Genomic DNA, 15,760 nt, shown 5'->3' with positions numbered 1-15,760 from the left:
GACAGCAGTTCAGGCCTCAACCGCTTCATTCCATGTCCAAAGGCACCGCTTCACTTATCGTCCTCGGTCAGCACGTCTATGTGCCGGCCGAGGACACTGCTGCACCTTGGATGCGCCTGCCATTTAGCGCACCCGACGAACTCGTGCAGCAGTTGACGGAGCGGGCGCCTGCTGTTGTGGAGGCGAAGCGGGTGAGGCTGATCTACGAACCGACATCGTTGGCTTCTGAAGAAGTCGAAGCGCCGCGCGTTAGCCGGCGCCAGATGCAGCAGATTCCTGAACTCCGTGATCGCCATCCGGCGCTCGGGTCCGATCACTTGGCGTGGGGCTATCAGCCTAATTGGGTAAGCGGCGGGCGAAGCAAGACGATCCTCCACACCGAAGGCACGACGGGACTCCTGACGCTCTCCGAGCGTCTGGGTGCGATGGGGCTGCATGTCGAGGGTGCCTGGCCAGCCGCTTCACTCAGTGTCGGTCATCGCGCCGGCCGGCCTTTCTGCATGCTCATGCTCGATGACGCGGAGGCCTTCCTCTACGTCGAGGCTAAGGGCCAGCGGGTGCCGATGAAGCTCGGCGCCGGTTTGTCTGTCGAGGAAACTCAACGTGAGATCCGCGGTCGCCTGGATGCGTTCAATCTTTGGAGAGACGCTGAGGCGCTGGTGTGGAGCAATGTTCCCCCAGCGATGATCGCGAGCCTCATTCCGTGGTGGAACGAATGGCTTTCCGTTTCCCATATCACCGTCGAGCCCTTCGGCTCGATCTCCTTCAAGAAGTTCTCCCTCCGGGACACGAGCAACCTGATGCTCGCGTTCCCTCAGCCGTTCGACGCGGCGCCGCTCACGCGATGGATTACGACAGGCGCGGTCGTCGCAACGATCGCGGTCGGCGTGTATCAGTATTATCAGCTCACGCGCGCTCAACAGGAGCGCGACGAAGTGGTCGCGGCCCTCTCCATCGAGAGGGGGAACCTCGAATTAGCCAAGGCCCGCAAGACGGAGCAGGGCAACCTGTCAAAGATGTATGGGGATGAACTGACGCTTTCGGTTCCGAGCCGTCGCGGACTCCTCATCGCGTTGGCTCAATCTTTGCCGACCAATCTCTCAGTCTCACAACTCGACGTATCTACGGACGGGACTTTTCGTATCAGTGGCGTTGCCTGGCAGGCTGCGGCAGACGCCACGCGTGCCCAGGTGCTTGACCCAGTTATCGCACAAATGAAAGCGAAGATGCCAGAAATCATCGTCGAGCCTTCCGGCACGAACTACGAACCAGAGCGCAAGCAATGGTCGCTGGTTGGGCGGCTGCAACGCGTGCAAGGCACGGAAAGGAATTCACCATGAAAGCCGGCTACACCTATTCAGCAGCATGGTTGATCGCAGCCATCGTTTCGATCGCCATTTTCTTTGGCGTCTATCTTTTTGGCAAGGCGCGCCTCACCGAGGCCCGCAACAAAACAGCGACCGAGCGCGACGCAATGGACCAGGTTCGTCGGGATATGAGCGAACTGGCCCCCTACACGGTGCAGTCACTCGATGCGGCGAGACAGCGTGTTGCCGCAGTGACCAGCAAACTGGCTAGGCCGGACGCGGCGAACGATTTTAGCTGGATCGGGCGGGAGTGGACTTACAACGCGGGCAAGCCCGAGTCGAAAGAGGGCTCCGGTTACCAGCGAGAGCGAGTCAACGTCGCCAGGACAACGCTGATGATGGCCGACTGGGCCTCGATCCTGAACGATCTTGCCGCGTGGGAAAAGCGTCCGGGCGTTACGGTGAGCGCACTTAGCGTTCGCGCCAGCGGTAACGAGTCGGGACGCACCTTGGATCAATTCACTGCTACTCTCGACATCTACTCTGCCGTCAAATGACCATGAAATCCAACACGCACACAATTCTCTGGGCGGCTACGCTCTGCATTGCCGGGGCAGTTTTCGCACAAGGCGCGGCGCCGTCAGACTTCATCCCGCCTTTGGGTGACGGGGTTGCCGCGCCTCAGTCTGCGGTAAAGGAGGCGCCGCCGGCGGCGCCGGTGGCGCCCGGCTCGCAGGAGGAAATGTTGCTGAAAATGCGCGTGGCCGTTGAGCGGATTGCAGAGGACTACGGCAATCCCAAGTTCGCGCAGATTTTCACGAACGACCCGGCGCGCGCGACCGCGCTGCGGGAGCGCGTCGCGGCGATCGCTTCGCTCGATCGACTCAAGCGGGAGGTCGCCGCGATGGAGAAAAAGCAGCGTGAGCTTGCTGAAGCTGTCCGCGCCCAGGAAGACCGACTCTCCGCGATGCAGCGCGATGCTGCTGCAAAGGAGTCGGTCTTGCGTCAAGCCGCCGAGGTCCTGAGTGGTCTCCAGGCGCAGACGAAGGAGACCAAATGAATGCAGGCATACTCGATGCGGTTCTCGATCGTGCCGGCTTTGTCGAATTGGCTGACCGGATTTTCACCATTTCGAGCGGGAACGGAATGCCGCCCAACGCGGCGATCCTCGCGCGGGGGTGCGGCACTCTCGGCGTCGAAGCGCAGTATCAGCCCGAGCACGATTGCGTTCGGGTCAATCTCAAGAACGAAGGGAGCGTGATCGTATATGTCAGGGAAGGACGATTGGAATTTACGGCCGACGAGTCGGCCACCGATACCCACCGCGACGCCGCTAGTGGTTCCGACGGGGAACCTGCCACCGGAGCTGGAGACGCGCATTGCGGAACTGGAGGAGCAAGCACGCGCGGAGCGCGGAGAGATGCTGAAACAAGCGGTGCAGATGGCGGCTCAGCGCATGCTGTCGGATGTTCAGGCCCCGGAGCTGACGAACATTCGCAAGACGATCGAAGCGGATCGGCTTGCGCGAGCGACGGAAGCGCAGTCTCTTCATCAGAGCATCCGCCGGTTGCAGCCGTCGAAGCTTCCGTGGCTGGTAGCGCTGGCGAGTGCAGCGGTGGCGCTGGCGCTAGCAGCGGTCCTGATGATGCGGCCGAGTCCGCTCGTGGCACCGCCGACGGCGACACCGCCGACGATCGACGCAACGGCGCAGCGGGAGGAACTGGCGCGCCTTTTGGCCACGATCGCGGCCAAGAAGGAGGAGATGCAGGCGGTGGAGAACGAGATCGCGGCGAAGAGAAAGGACACGACGGAGGCGCTGACAGCGTTGCAAGCCTTGGTGCAGACTCGGGCGCAGACGCAAGCGGAGGTTCTGGAATTGGAAAAGCTGAAGCAGCGATTGCGGGCGGGCCTGATGCCAGGGAAGGACGGGAAGCTGTTCGCGGAGGTGGGGGAGAACCCGACTCCATTCCAGCACGCGGGCCGGTGGTATGTGGAGGTGAAGCCCTCGCAGCCATGAGCGGTGACATCCAATCGCTGATGCAGGAGTTAAGCGCGTTGGTCGGTCGCGTGCAGGCGACTTACGGAGACGCACAAAAGCTGCTCGCGGCCGTCGATCGAGAGATCAGCCAGAAAAAGAACGAAGTCGAGGCGCGCCAATCGGAGGTTGCGCGCCTGGATGCCGAGATCGCGACGAAGACGGCGAGGCTGGGTTCGCTTACAGAGCAGGTCCAGCGGTTCACGCAAGCGACAGTAGCTCTGCACATCACGGAGATTCCCCAATCATGAAGGTATTTTTCTACTTCCTCGTTATGTGCGCCGCACCGGCCCTGTTTGCCGTTTCGACGCCGGCGGCCGTTGTTGTGCGTGCCGATGGAACGATCGCCAAAGTGCTGACGGTTGCGCGTGACGCGACACAGGAGCGGGCCGTGGAAGACCTCGTGGTTGTCGTTGGTCCGAAAGCGGCGGCCTCGCCCAATAAAGACGAGATGCGCGCTGCTGCCGCCGCCGTAGCCGGAGGCCCTTCCGGCGGGACGGTTGGGGCGCCGGCTCGTATTCCAGAGGAACCCGCGCCGGCGACATTGGCCCCTGTGCAGGCAGCAGCAAAAGCACCAGCACCGGTTGTGAATCTCGATCTCCAAGCAGGCAGCAAAGTCGCGATTCCTGGCGACCCTCCTCTCGACCCCGCGGTGATCGCGCCGACAGGTTCATCCATCACCGTGGCCCCGAAATCGTCGGCCGGTTCGCTCGCGAGCGTGCCCAACCCTTTCGATGTTCGCTTTATCCCATCCGCGGTGCTCGACGAGTATGCGTTCAGAGTGACGGCGGCCATGTGGGGGAATCAGCCAGTCGTGTTCATCAACGGGCGTCCGTTCTCCGCCGGTGAGCAAGTCCAGGGGTTCACGATCTACAGAATTCGCACGGATGGCTGTATTCTGGAACGTGGCAGCCTCTACTTTTTCCTCCCAAGAGGACTGCCCGTAACGATCCGCCTGCCGAAAGCCTGACGCGCCATGCCCGAGTTCAACGTAACGCTCGTTGACGATCGCGGCCGGAAGCAATTCCGGCGCGTTCAGGCTATCTCGCGTGATGCGATGGTAACAACGCTCAAGGCGCAGGGGCTTTGGTTGCTGTCAGACCGGGAACTCAACAAGGAGAAGACAAGTTTTTCGCTGCGTCTGCCGACGGCGGAACTCCAGTCGATTCTTCAACAGCTCGTGCTTCTGTTGCGAGCTGGCGTCACCATATCGACAGCGACGAGCCGATTGGCGGAACAGTATCCGGCCGGGAAAGCACGTTTTTTCCTTTCGCAGGTTGCAAGCCGCGTCGGCGTGGACGGCGACGCGGCAGCAGCCTTTGGGCAGTTCCCGCGGATGTTCACGCCCGAAATGGTCATGAAGATCCAAGCATCGCAGTCCGTGGCGATGCTGCCGGAATTGTTTGAGCGCACGTCGGTGCACCTGGCGCAGAAAGAAGCCATCCGGGCGACAGTCAAGAAGGGCACGATTTATCCCGCGATTTGCGCAGCCTTGGGCCTCGTCGTCTTCCTGCTCGCGATGCTGGCCTTCATTCCGCGGTTGAAGACGATGCTGGAGGATTTGTCGGCGGTGAAGCTACCCGCAACCACGCGGGCACTGTTCCGTATGTCGGAATTTCTACAGGACTACCTCTGGCTCGTCGCACTGCTGGCCGTTGGGTTGGTGTTTCTCGCGCGCTTCCTGATGACGCTTTCCATCACGCGGCATCTCATGGAGCTACTGCTGCTGCGGATTCCGCGGGTCAAAGATGCGATCGCCGGCGTGGTTTACGCTGAAATGTCCAGTAGCCTCTCGATGCTTTACGGCGCCGGCACGCCGCTGGAGGCGGCCGTCGAGAAGACGGCTGGTGGTATCCGGTGGCTGACTTTCCGCCGCGGGCTCATGCAGGCCCGTGAGCAAATGCTGAAAGGCGATCGTTTGGCGGCAGGACTCGAACGCACGAAGCTTTTCCCTCCAATGGTCACAGTGATGGTCAGTGTCGGTGAGGAGACCGGTTCCCTTTCAACTTCGTCCGATGGCAAGCCAGGCTCACTCGACCAGCTCGCCGAATACTACGCCACAGAGAGCCGGCGCCGAGTGGAGATGGCGCTGGCCCTCGTGGAACCAATCCTCATCACGCTGCTCGCGCTGTTCATCGGCTGGGTGGTCGTGGCGAGCTACCAACCGATCGCATCTGTTTACCAGAGTATCCGCTCATGAAGACACGCACTTCAAATCGCGCTTTCACTTTGCTGGAGGTCATGCTCGCCGCTGCCCTTATCATCGCCCTGATGTGGGCGCTGATCCAGCCGCTTCAATCCGTGCTCGATGCGCTGAAACTCCAGCAGGAAAAGACCAAGCACGAATCGCTCGCGGCGCAAATCGAGGAATCGTTTTCGAGCCTCGATCCGACGATGAACCTCTCTGTCACCGTCAATAATCCCTGGGGAGGCGTCGCCACCTACAACACACTTTCTTCAACAGACATTCAGACCGCTGACAGCACCACGCTCGGTGCCATGCTCACGAACCAGAGCGTCTATGTGACCACCTACCGATGGTATGCGAAGCTCGCGGCGTTCCGGGCGCTGCCCGTGACCAACGGGGTGACTTATACGGCGAGCAACGACAACGACATTCGGCAAATCGTAATGAACGGCTTCGGCACGCAGCGTTTTTTTCTCCGAGGCCCCTCTGAGAGCGGACTTCAACGCTACGTGCTGATCTCGGTCGCGGTGCCGCCGAGTCGCGGCCTTGTGTGGCCGACCGACGACGGCACGGCGAATTACTTCAATGAGATTTGGCAGAATACCTGGGGCAGCGAGAGCACGACGGCGCCGGCCGGCTGGTCCTCCAGACTGACGGCCGGGCAAGTTACGCAGTGGAACCAGATCGTGAAGGGTAAGACGAACGCCGGTCGCGTTCTGGTTACGAAGTTCGTGCAGCGGAAATACACGCTCACGATCAACAACAATCATGCGAGCTATTCAGCTTGGGCGGATTGGGATGGCGTGACGAGTCGAGTGACCGCCGCGCCAGCTTCAGGCGTTACTGTCTCCCCGGAAATCCTCGCGGGCCACGAGGTGGTGATTCGCCAAGGACTGACCGCGCCAGGCACTGAGGCCATGCGCTTCAGAATGCGCGAGGCGACGGCGATCACGATTCAATGAAAGGCCCGCGCGATGAAACTGACCCCCAACACAGTAGCGGAAATTTCACGTCGGGAGCGCGCCAAGCTTAAGGCGACGATGCGCGCGCTCAGACGGGTTGAGCAACGACTTGGAACCAAACGTGAGCGCAAGGGCGACATGGCCCTTGCGCGCGAGCTGGGGCACAGCATCGGTGGCATGCTGACGATTCTGGGTGTCGGTGCCGAAATGAGCGTTCGCGGCCCAATCCTCAAGGAGCTGGAACGCGAGTTGGATCTCGCGCTCGCGCCAAAGACTACGGCCGCCTAGTTTGCGATGATCCTTTTCGGCCTCATCGTTCTCGGCGCGATCGGCGTCTTTATCTTCGGATTCCGAGAAGGCCGTCTTTCGCTTTACAGGAAGCACATCGGCGAAGTGCTCGTCATTCGTGAAATCCACCGCGTGGGTGGGCACGGTGGTCACTTGGTCAACAACATCACGATCGGAGTCGGCGCCACGGTTCGGACAACGCAGATAGACCACATACTCGTCGCCCCTACCGGCGTCTATGTCATCGAGACGAAGCACTACAACGGATGGATTTACGGCGATCCCCGGCGCCGGGAGTGGCGTCAGGTATTCTATCGGAAGAAGATTCCGATGCATAATCCGATCTTCCAGAATCACGGGCATGTGGCCGAGCTGCAACGTGCGCTCGGGTTGCCGGCGGAGTATTTCAAGAGCCTGGTCGTTTTCTCGGGCCAGGCGGAATTCAAGACCGACCTGGGGCCGGACGTAATCCACATTTACGACCTGGCCGACTACTTCGCCAAGGCAGCACGTGTGCGGCCGGTGGTGCTTGATGGGCAAAAAATGGCGTGGGTGATTGGCCGGATCGAGCAGATCCGGCGTCCGCGGTCGCAAGAGACCGATGAATACCACGTTCGGGCGCTGCTCCGCGGGGTAGAGTAAGGTCCGCTCAACGGTAACGCAGGACGGCTCGATTTTAAGGCCATCGGTGCCGAGGGGGTGTCCGAGTGTCGGACCAAAGGCACGGAATCGCAGGAAGGTGGGTTTCCTGCCTTGCGGCACTGCATTTTGTCGATCCTGGGGCGTTGGGCTGACGCCTCCGAAACGGCTAGATGTAAAAAACAACCCCAGATGTAAAAATCAGTCCCCTACGTGGGGCGCTCTCTCAAGTTTGCAGACCGCCCAACTGACATACACGCGGCGGGTGGCTTGCGTGCCGATAGACGGCTCGAACCGCTCAACGGTAACGCCCTCCACCTGGGCCAGATGTCGCCACCGGCCGCGCCGCTTTGTGCGGTAAAGGATGGCCTTGGTTGGCGCATCGAACACCCCGAGGCGGTCGCCGCCGACGGTCATCATCTCCGTGCCTGCGGGGATCAGGGCGCTCACTGGATGGCTTGTTGGGCGTGTGGGCATGAGGTTACTTTAGGCGCCCCATGCACAGCGCGCACGGCAGCGACCCTGGCTCGCTCCTGACGGCACTCGGGATGGTGCGCGTCTCTCGTTTGCAGAGGGACTGCATGGAGCCGATTGGGAAGTAGTGGGCGGTGTGTGTGCTCGGGTGTAGTTGCCAGCCTGCTGGACGGTCTTCCGATTTGCCGAACAGGTCGGTTGAGTGCTGCTGGTGCGAATTGGACATGGAGCGTTTACGGCAGAGGGAGAACGGGACGGCGCTCGCCGGGGATTCCGAAAGAGTGAAAGCTCGGCAGGTGGCGAAAATAGCTTTCTCCGCCTCTGATGAAGGCGAGTTTTTTTTCTGTGGTGAACCACTGCCGGCCAAGGCGCTCGCATACGTCGTTGAGCTGTTGGGAGCCCGCGCATAGATCAACCACTAGGTCGCCTGGCGACGTGGCTAACCGAACGAAGAATTCGAGGATGCCGCCCGAAGGAAACCGGGCTGGATGAATCGGAAGTTTCATCGTCCGGCAGTAGCGGTGGTAAGGCGTGTTGCCCGCAGCATTCGTGGCACAGAAGAAATTGGGAGGGATCGCGCCGCCGTTGTCTTTGGTGTAGGAAGCTCCAGCGTGCCCGTGGCCGCTTGGCCTGGACGCGCGGCGATCACCGCCGGCGGCGAGCGCGCGTTGCATTGTTCGCCCGTAAGGCACGAGCACGTTGCGGTTGTCTGCTTTCGGGTTTGGTGACGGCGAGAGCCAGAAGAAAGACTCCATTGAGGAGCGCACACGCACGCGTCGCTTCGTGACCCAATCGGTGGCGGCCGGCTTCGTGGGCGAGTGCCACGCGAAGCGATCGGCGAGGAAGAAACCGTGGCGCTCGACCAAGTTTAGAAGGATGCGTTCCTGGTAGAGGCTGCGGGTCGGACGGCCTCGCTCCCAGACATCGGCGAGGTTGAGAAAAACAGAACCGTCAGCGCGCAGCTTGGGCTTCAGTCCAATGAACAGTTCATCGACCAGGTTGACTACCTGATCCGGCGTGAAAGTTCCGTAGTCTCTGCCGCCGACGATCGGAAACGGCGTTGACGTGATGCAGGCCTGCACGGACCCGTCAACCAAGAGCCCAAGTCCGGTTTGAAACTCCGCCCAGAGTGCGGCGCCGTTATCAGTCTCGAAAACGGTGAGGATCATTCCTGGCTGCGCTTCTTGGCAGAAGCGTTCGCCTTTTTCTGTGAGGCGCCACGTGGCACGTTCTCGATCGGAAACCAAACCGGCTTTGACGTGGCCATGTCGAGTCCAGCGCAAGCGCCGCTCGAAGAGGTTCACGCCGCGGCTGGAATAACCAGGCATTGGCTGGCGCGCCTCGCGCACCGCGGGGTCTAGCCGGATTTTCTCAGCCACGAGGTCGGCCGCACGAGCTGGGCTGAGTGCACCATGCTCCAGCAGAACTTCAAGGAGCGGGAGTTCCAACTGAGACGGCGGCGGAAGCTTCATGGGAGAAATTCCGCGAGGGCGTCTGCGATCGTGCGGAAAACACGAGTCTGCACCCCCTGGCCAGACATCTGATAGACGCTCGTGGCATCGTCGCTGATGAACGTGTGCCCGTGAATTCGGCAGACTTCACCAGGGCGAAGCATGCGCGGCCCGTAAGGCGTCGAGAGGAACGCGCCGCTGTTGTTGATCTTGTGGTAGCTCTTCAAAATCGTCGGCAACTTCTTCGCGTGACGATCGAGCACTGTGAGGCGAAACCCGTTGCCCTTGGCGGCATGTCGATCGCTGTGCGCTCGGAGCCCAACGATCGTCTTCGCAATACGGCTGGCGTCTTGTCGATCGAGGACGGCGTTGGGCCTGTCGAGAAAGCGATTGATGGTGCCGCGGAAAGGCGTGTGCGGATTCGGAATCGAGAACCGGCGGTGTAGTGTTGCGACGCAAACCCAGCGCCGGCGGCTGCTTGGCTCGCCGTAGTCATTCAGCGGGTCGATGATCGCGCTGGAGACATGATAGCCGAGGCGCGCCAGATGCGCGAGGACGGTGCGGCCGGCGAGACTGGTCGCGAAGCTCGGAACGTTTTCGAGGACGAGGAAAGCCGGCATTCGGGTGGCGACGAGTCCGAGGACAGGAATGTAGAGGTCGCCGGTGTCCCCGAGTTCGGGGGCGCCGCGTAGCCCTTTTTTCGTGCGGGCCTGCGTGCTGTGGCATGTGCACGGGAGTCCGACAAACAGACCGTCGAATTCGGGAAGCTCGCTCGGGTGGATAAACCGAAAGTCGCCCAGGATGATTTCGGCGTCGGGGTGCTTGCGCGAATACTCGTCGGCGAACAGAGGCGAAACTTCGACGCCGGCGACGACGCGGAATCGTGGATTGGCGAAAGCATCCGAGGCAGTGCCACCGCCGCAAAAAATGTCCACCATCCGATAGACGCTACGGCTTGCGAGTCCGTCATGAATACTGAAGGCCCGCACACTCGGCGTGACGAGCATGTGACCATAGGTGCCGGTGATCTTGAGTTCGCGGAATCCTGCGAAATGGCCGAGATGGCGCCGCGAGTTCAGGTCAATGACGGGACGGACGTATCCAGCGGTCCGCCGCTCAACGACGCTGACGCCGGCGGCGCAGTCGTCGCCAACGGTTAGGGTGATTCCTGGACCGGTTGCGGATCTGATCGGAGTGACCGCGACGCGACAGCCAGGCGAAAAGCCAAGACGATCGAGGCGGGCGCTCTCAAGCCAGAGCCGCGGAGTTTTGCGGTTAGAACCGAGTGAATGAAAACTTGTGAGGCGCATGGGAATGGGCGGGGCGGGTCCGGTCGCGGCCTAGAAAGCGAGAGTCAGGAGAGCGATTTGAGGAAAGCCACAACGTCGGCCAGCCGAGATGCCGGGACGCGAGCTTCGACGTAGAGGGGAGGGAATTCGCTTCCGTGCGTCAGCATGACGTAGCCGGCGCTGCTCTCATTGAGTCTTCCGATAACCGTAGCGTCATCAGGACCCATGTTGCGATCGCGCAGAACCGTGACGCCAGCGGCCAAGAGTTCTGTGCGCGCCTGATCGCGCCAACCCTTCGCCTTCTCTGCTGCGTTCGCTTGGTCTCGGGCGCGTTGAGCCGCCGCCGCCGCGTCTGCTAGCGCCTTGTCAGCCTTCGTCTGTTCGGACGAGGCGAGGATCGGAAGGAATTCAACAACGGTCTTCTGGAGCGTGTGAACCTGTCCGGGGTGGATGATGCGCGAGAGCATCAACGCGCTCGGGCGGTGCCAGCGCCTGAAGGAGCCATTCGGTTCCATGCGCACCCTGATCGCACCGACTCGTCCGTGTGGGTCGATGGCGATAACCGCATCCTTGGCCCCTACAGGATTGAGCCAGACATGGTTATCCGTGGGGGTGGCTCGTTCATTGATGGCAAAGGCACGCCCGGCGGCCTGTGCGAAGGCGATAATCTGCTGAGCAGCTTCGTAACTGAGTGACTGGGCTTGGGTGGTGTTCATTGGGACGGTAGAAAGTGAGTGTCAAAAAAACTAACTCGCTGGAGTGATGGGCTCGGGGTAATCCTTCGCATACTGCTCTAGGGCGCTCGTGTCGCCCGTCTCGCGATATTTACGGAAAGCCGCTGCTAGCGCAGCGTCTCGCCTAGCCTTGAGATCGGCAGCGTCATGCTGGCTCTTGAGCTGGGCGGTCGTCAGGCCGCGCTGATAGGGCATTCGGTAACGCCCCGACCTCATGCGCTGAGGCAGGAGATAGAATGAGAAACCATCCACGGCGACGGACTCATTATCGCTCGGGTGAACCGACCCCTCTTTGCGAGCAATGGCGTAGAAGAGCCGCACCTGGGGTTCGCTGAGATAGATGACGCCGGCGTGTCCCGCGGACTCGGCACGCGATGCCTCTTGAGCAACGAAATCAGCGAGAGAAATTGAGGTCATGGCGGATAAGTCCTTTGGGTGAGTGAGCGCGGCTAGTGTAGGACCGTAGAAAGCGAGAGTCAACACACAACGACACACAAGAGACAAGTCAGCGAAAGAGCAAAGCGGAGAGGGGCATCAGCCCTCTTAGCTTAGGCTAAGCGCAGGAGTAGGGAGTCCTCGACCTGGTGGGCATAGCTAGAGGGGGCCTCGCTTCGGGCGGCGAACGCCCGGCTCATGGGCCCCGCGCCCCCTATGGAGGGACGGCCCCATGAGCGGCAAACGTAGCCCACGCCCCCGGCTAGCTATGCTTAAGGGTAACGACTTAAACACACTTAAGCTCAGCAATGCTTAAGCGCGCGCATTTAAGCACTATTATTAAGTGCTAATGCGCGCGCTAGCTAGCTGAGCATGTGTGTTAGTCGTTACCCTAGCATAGCTAGCCGGGGGCGTGGAGCGTTTGCCGCTCTGGGGCCGTCCCTCCATAGGGGCGCGGGGCCCATGAGCCGGGCGGGTCCGCCGCCCGGCGGGCCCTCTAGCCTGCCCGCGGGTCCTCCTGCGCTTAGCCTGGGGCGGTGCCCCTGCCCGCTTGCTCTTTCGCTGACTTGTCTCTTGTGTGTCGTTGTGTGTTGACTCTCGCTTTCTACGGTCCGCGCTCACTCGCAAGGTATCACCGTGACCTCGATTTCTCTCGCCCTCGTTGGCACCGATGCGTCGCCCGTGATCTAACGGCGGGTGTTTTCTTCCGCTGTTGCTCGCAGAAAGTCATTGCCGTCGCCGTGGTCGGTTTCTCATTCTATCTCCTGCCTCGGCGCAGGTGCGCATTCACCGATATCGGCGCGACCTGACGACCGCCCGGCTCAGGCGGCATGTTGCTGCCGATGCCGGGGCTAGGCAGACGCTGCGCTGGCAGCGACTTCCGTAAATATCGCGAGACGGGCGACGGCGCGCCCTGGGCGGTATGCGAAGGACCCACCCCCGACCCCTCGCTCCGGCAGTTGGGCACCGCGATCCCCAGTGAGCACCGCGAACCCAGTCGCCGGTGCGAGCTGCTCGGCAGGTGCTCGCCTTCGCGCAGGCCGCCAGGCGCGCGCCATCAGCCAGACAGCCGGACCAACCATCGACGGTGTGCTGGCCAGAGCCAGGTGCGGTCGCCATCGTGCACGAACGGGCGGTGCGCATGAACCCGGAAATGGCTCGCTCGCTGGCACCGCCCGAGCGTTATGCCTGCTCGCGCCATCACCCAGGACGGCGAAGACCGTTGTTCCGATCCTCGCCTCGTCGAACAGACGAAGACGAACAGGCGCCTTGGGCGGCGTACGGCTTCGGCTCGCGCCGGAACCGAAGCGGGCGCGGCAGAAGAGGCGAAGGGTGGCGCGGTCAGGCGCGCACCGTTCTTGGCCGCTGTCGCGATTCTGCGCGTCTGAACATGGGTCCTGATGACGCTACGGTTATCCGAATCCGACAGCGCCGACCACGTCTTGACGCACGGGCGAATCCTCCCTCCCCGTCGAGCTCGCGTCCTCTCGGCTGGCCGGCAAATCGCTTTCTCCTGACTTCTCGCTTTCAGGTACGACCAGACCGCCGCCCCATTCCCATGCGCCTCGCGAAGCCATTCGCTCGATTCTGGCTGCAAGGCCTCCGCGGCTCTGGCTATCGTCTTCTCGCCTGGCCTTCGTCGCGGTCGCTCCACGTCGAAGATCCGCGAGCCGGTCAAGTGCCGTTGGCGACGACTGCGCCGCCGGCGCGTCAGCGTCGTTGAGCTTGACGGCCGCTGGACGTCCGTCCCGTCGTTGACCCGACTCGGCGCATCTCGGCCGTCGCAGTTCACGCTCAGATCACCGGCTGTTCATGCTCGTCATGAACGTGCGGGTATCGTATTCATGAACGGACTCGCAACCGACAGCGTCTATCCGGATGGTGGCATTTTGCGGCGATATTTTCTCGAGATACTCGCCAATCCACGATTCCGCATCGTCGCCGACGTCGAGGATTTCGCCTCTGGTCGCCGACAGCCCGAAGCACCCCGACACCAGCTCATCCGCAGGCGACACTGTTCATCCGCGAGCAGCTCGAGGAGCTTCGACGATGCGACTGTCGGACTCCCGTGCGCATGCCACGGCGCGAGCACGAAAAAGTCGCGGCATCCCCGAACTCAGCGGACACCGGCGACCTCCCCGTTCCTGTCGCGGACTCGTCGCCCGCCCCGGGCTCGTCCTCGAGAAACGTTCCCGGCTTTCGCGACCGGTACGCCGTCGCCGCGCCCTCGGCGCCTCGTGATCGTCGACCCGCTGAATGACTACGGCGAACAGGCAACCGCCGGCGCTGGGTTTGCGTCGCCTTCCCGCCGCGTATTCTCGGTCGGAAATCCGCGCTGCTCCGCGGCGCATCAATCGCTCTCGACAGGCCCAACGCCGTCCTCGATCGACAAGACGCCGGCCGTATTGCAGGCGGCCTCGTTGAACTCCAGCGATCGGCCGCCGAACTCTCGCAGTGCTCGTCGTCACGCGATGCAAGATCGGCAACGGCGCATTCCTCGACCGCCCGGGCCGCGCATGGGTAGTCACCGTGCGGTTTACGGACATCTATCAGATGTCTGGCCGGGAAATTCCCGGATGGGCTGTTTTGCGATCGCGGACGCCCGCCATTCCATGGCTTCCGCCGCCGTCTCGGCCCGCTCCTTGAGTTCTGCTGGAGCATGAAGTACTCGGCCCGGCTCGTGCCTTCGTATCCGGCGGAACCCCGCGTGCGCGCCAGCCAGTGCCTGGTTATTCCCGGCCGCGTGGCGGACCTGTGACGCCGAAGCCGGTTTGATTTCGATCGAGCATTGCCGTGGCGCCTCACGGAAAAGGCGAGGAACCGCTTCTTGCCAAGACGGCCAAAATGCCGTTTTCGAGACATTGTCCTCTGAGCAGTTTCAAGCCGGACTGAGCTCTTGATTGATTTCCTCGTCAGCGCTGGGGCTCTGATCTGCCCCGAACTACGGGGCTCACGCGGGCGGGTGAGCCGACCGTGAGGCTGTTCGTGGACACGAAGCCCAAGCTGGTCTGTTTTCTCAACCTCGCCGATGATGCAGGGCCACGGCCTCTACCGGAGCATCTTCCCCAGTCGGCTTTGGTCTTCCTCGCCGATCGCCGCGAAGCCTACGCCTACATTGGGTCGCAGCGACATGGCCATGTGCGCTCCCTCAATGGGTCTTCTGGCTCTCGCCGTCGCCAAACCCGAAGCGAACAGCCACGCTCTGCCCACGAGCAGGCGCTACGACGCGCGCTCGCCGCCGGCGGTGATCGCCATCGCCGTCCGAACCCGAAGCGACGCAGCAGGGCGCACGCCGACTTCTACGGCGGCGCGATCCCTCGCAACTGCTGTGCCGCAGCTCTTGCAGCTTGCCCACCGCGCTGCCGGACGATGGCTCCATTCATCCGGCGGTCTCGTTCCGGTTGGCCACGTCGCCGAGCTTGTCCTATGCGCGGGCTCCCGGCAGCTCAACGACGTATGCGAGCAGTGGTTCACCGCAGAAAGCTCGCCTCATCAGAGAGTGGCGGTGCGCGCTGTTGCCAAAGATCGAACCGTCCTGCATTACGGGTGAGCGGACTACTACTACCCGCAGACGCGCGCGGGCGTGGTATTCATCGGTCTCCGACCGCGGCGTCTATACGTCCGGCCCGCTTTGCCCATCAGCGCCACCGGCCCTGCTGCAGCGAAGTAGTCGACCAGGTCGTGGACGTTCCGCCTGGCCAACGACCGAACTCTTGAAATACTCCGCCGGCAATCACGTTACGCTCGGCCACGTGCCGTACGGAAGATCGATTTGTACATCGGAATCTTCTTCCGATAGAATACCTGACGCCTCCCGCGCCGGGGATCGCCGCAAATCCGTTATGGTGCTTCATCTCGATGACATAGGCAAGTGTATGGTCCGCTACATCTGCGTTGTCCAATTCTGGCTCTTGAGCTCGATCATGTTGTTGACCCAGTGACGCCAACTACGTAACCT

The 15,760-nt window shown here is 61.9% G+C and carries 15 protein-coding genes; 10 read left to right on the top strand and 5 right to left on the bottom strand.

Going from position 1 to position 15,760, the window contains the following annotated elements; genetic code table 11:
- Positions 1-32 precede the first annotated feature (32 nt).
- From ACMYLB_RS00075 to ACMYLB_RS00030, 10 genes are all read left to right on the top strand, one after another.
- Positions 33-1,340 carry a hypothetical protein gene (locus ACMYLB_RS00075; RefSeq protein ID WP_415907065.1) on the top strand — a complete coding sequence of 436 codons (1,308 nt, stop codon included), beginning with the start codon at positions 33-35 and terminating at the stop codon, positions 1,338-1,340.
- The gene (locus ACMYLB_RS00070) at positions 1,337-1,864 is read left to right on the top strand and encodes a hypothetical protein (RefSeq protein ID WP_415907064.1); all 528 of its coding nucleotides are present in this window, start codon (positions 1,337-1,339) and stop codon (positions 1,862-1,864) included. Before ACMYLB_RS00075 ends, ACMYLB_RS00070 begins: the two co-directional genes overlap by 4 nt.
- A gap of 2 nt (positions 1,865-1,866) precedes the next feature.
- Positions 1,867-2,367, top strand: a complete 501-nt coding sequence (locus ACMYLB_RS00065; protein WP_415907063.1) for a hypothetical protein — start codon at positions 1,867-1,869, stop codon at positions 2,365-2,367.
- Positions 2,368-2,727: 360 nt separating this feature from the next.
- Positions 2,728-3,324: a hypothetical protein gene (locus tag ACMYLB_RS00060; protein WP_415907062.1), complete on the top strand. Its 597-nt coding sequence runs from the start codon at positions 2,728-2,730 to the stop codon at positions 3,322-3,324.
- The gene (locus tag ACMYLB_RS00055) at positions 3,321-3,593 is read left to right on the top strand and encodes a hypothetical protein (RefSeq protein ID WP_415907061.1); all 273 of its coding nucleotides are present in this window, start codon (positions 3,321-3,323) and stop codon (positions 3,591-3,593) included. Before ACMYLB_RS00060 ends, ACMYLB_RS00055 begins: the two co-directional genes overlap by 4 nt.
- Positions 3,590-4,312, top strand: coding sequence for a hypothetical protein (locus tag ACMYLB_RS00050; protein ID WP_415907060.1), 723 nt, complete (start codon positions 3,590-3,592; stop codon positions 4,310-4,312). The genes ACMYLB_RS00055 and ACMYLB_RS00050 overlap by 4 nt, the downstream gene beginning before the upstream one ends.
- Positions 4,313-4,318: 6 nt before the next feature.
- Complete coding sequence (locus ACMYLB_RS00045) at positions 4,319-5,542, top strand: type II secretion system F family protein (RefSeq protein ID WP_415907059.1); 1,224 nt, start codon at positions 4,319-4,321, stop codon at positions 5,540-5,542.
- On the top strand, positions 5,539-6,492 hold the full coding sequence (locus ACMYLB_RS00040) for a type II secretion system protein (RefSeq protein WP_415907058.1): 954 nt from the start codon (positions 5,539-5,541) through the stop codon (positions 6,490-6,492). Before ACMYLB_RS00045 ends, ACMYLB_RS00040 begins: the two co-directional genes overlap by 4 nt.
- Before the next feature lie 12 nt (positions 6,493-6,504).
- Complete coding sequence (locus ACMYLB_RS00035) at positions 6,505-6,780, top strand: hypothetical protein (RefSeq protein WP_415907057.1); 276 nt, start codon at positions 6,505-6,507, stop codon at positions 6,778-6,780.
- 6 nt (positions 6,781-6,786) lie between these two features.
- Positions 6,787-7,422: a nuclease-related domain-containing protein gene (locus ACMYLB_RS00030; protein WP_415907056.1), complete on the top strand. Its 636-nt coding sequence runs from the start codon at positions 6,787-6,789 to the stop codon at positions 7,420-7,422.
- 198 nt (positions 7,423-7,620) lie between these two features.
- On the opposite strand, the gene ACMYLB_RS00025 is transcribed toward ACMYLB_RS00030, so the two are convergent.
- The 5 genes from ACMYLB_RS00025 to ACMYLB_RS00005 all read right to left on the bottom strand — a co-directional run bounded on the left by ACMYLB_RS00025 (position 7,621) and on the right by ACMYLB_RS00005 (position 11,784).
- Entirely contained in the window at positions 7,621-7,869 is a 249-nt protein-coding gene (locus tag ACMYLB_RS00025) for a hypothetical protein (RefSeq protein ID WP_415907055.1), read from the bottom strand.
- 257 nt (positions 7,870-8,126) lie between these two features.
- A complete protein-coding gene (locus ACMYLB_RS00020; RefSeq protein ID WP_415907054.1) occupies positions 8,127-9,365 on the bottom strand; it encodes a DNA methyltransferase in 1,239 nt (412 codons plus the stop codon).
- Entirely contained in the window at positions 9,362-10,654 is a 1,293-nt protein-coding gene (locus ACMYLB_RS00015) for a DNA cytosine methyltransferase (RefSeq protein WP_415907053.1), read from the bottom strand. Before ACMYLB_RS00015 ends, ACMYLB_RS00020 begins: the two co-directional genes overlap by 4 nt.
- Positions 10,655-10,698: 44 nt before the next feature.
- On the bottom strand, positions 10,699-11,349 hold the full coding sequence (locus ACMYLB_RS00010) for a hypothetical protein (RefSeq protein WP_415907052.1): 651 nt from the start codon (positions 11,347-11,349) through the stop codon (positions 10,699-10,701).
- Between the two features lie 30 nt (positions 11,350-11,379).
- The gene (locus ACMYLB_RS00005; protein WP_415907051.1) at positions 11,380-11,784 is read right to left on the bottom strand and encodes a hypothetical protein; all 405 of its coding nucleotides are present in this window, start codon (positions 11,782-11,784) and stop codon (positions 11,380-11,382) included.
- Positions 11,785-15,760: the final 3,976 nt, after the last annotated feature.

It is taken from the genome of Oleiharenicola sp. Vm1 (assembly GCF_047777955.1).
Taxonomy (GTDB): Bacteria; Verrucomicrobiota; Verrucomicrobiia; order Opitutales; family Opitutaceae; genus Didemnitutus.
Note: the sequence above shows the minus strand (reverse complement) of the source record. Positions and strands in the feature narration are given on the sequence as shown.

Bases quoted from the DNA above. Each gene is read 5' to 3' on its own strand.
- ACMYLB_RS00075 (WP_415907065.1), top strand. From the start codon at position 33: ATGTCCAAAGGCACCGCTTCACTTATCGTCCTCGGTCAGCACGTCTAT.
- ACMYLB_RS00070 (WP_415907064.1), top strand. From the start codon at position 1,337: ATGAAAGCCGGCTACACCTATTCAGCAGCATGGTTGATCGCAGCCATC.
- ACMYLB_RS00065 (WP_415907063.1), top strand. From the start codon at position 1,867: ATGAAATCCAACACGCACACAATTCTCTGGGCGGCTACGCTCTGCATT.
- ACMYLB_RS00060 (WP_415907062.1), top strand. From the start codon at position 2,728: ATGCTGAAACAAGCGGTGCAGATGGCGGCTCAGCGCATGCTGTCGGAT.
- ACMYLB_RS00055 (WP_415907061.1), top strand. From the start codon at position 3,321: ATGAGCGGTGACATCCAATCGCTGATGCAGGAGTTAAGCGCGTTGGTC.
- ACMYLB_RS00050 (WP_415907060.1), top strand. From the start codon at position 3,590: ATGAAGGTATTTTTCTACTTCCTCGTTATGTGCGCCGCACCGGCCCTG.
- ACMYLB_RS00045 (WP_415907059.1), top strand. From the start codon at position 4,319: ATGCCCGAGTTCAACGTAACGCTCGTTGACGATCGCGGCCGGAAGCAA.
- ACMYLB_RS00040 (WP_415907058.1), top strand. From the start codon at position 5,539: ATGAAGACACGCACTTCAAATCGCGCTTTCACTTTGCTGGAGGTCATG.
- ACMYLB_RS00035 (WP_415907057.1), top strand. From the start codon at position 6,505: ATGAAACTGACCCCCAACACAGTAGCGGAAATTTCACGTCGGGAGCGC.
- ACMYLB_RS00030 (WP_415907056.1), top strand. From the start codon at position 6,787: ATGATCCTTTTCGGCCTCATCGTTCTCGGCGCGATCGGCGTCTTTATC.
- ACMYLB_RS00020 (WP_415907054.1), bottom strand. From the start codon at position 9,365: ATGAAGCTTCCGCCGCCGTCTCAGTTGGAACTCCCGCTCCTTGAAGTT.
- ACMYLB_RS00015 (WP_415907053.1), bottom strand. From the start codon at position 10,654: ATGCGCCTCACAAGTTTTCATTCACTCGGTTCTAACCGCAAAACTCCG.
- ACMYLB_RS00010 (WP_415907052.1), bottom strand. From the start codon at position 11,349: ATGAACACCACCCAAGCCCAGTCACTCAGTTACGAAGCTGCTCAGCAG.
- ACMYLB_RS00005 (WP_415907051.1), bottom strand. From the start codon at position 11,784: ATGACCTCAATTTCTCTCGCTGATTTCGTTGCTCAAGAGGCATCGCGT.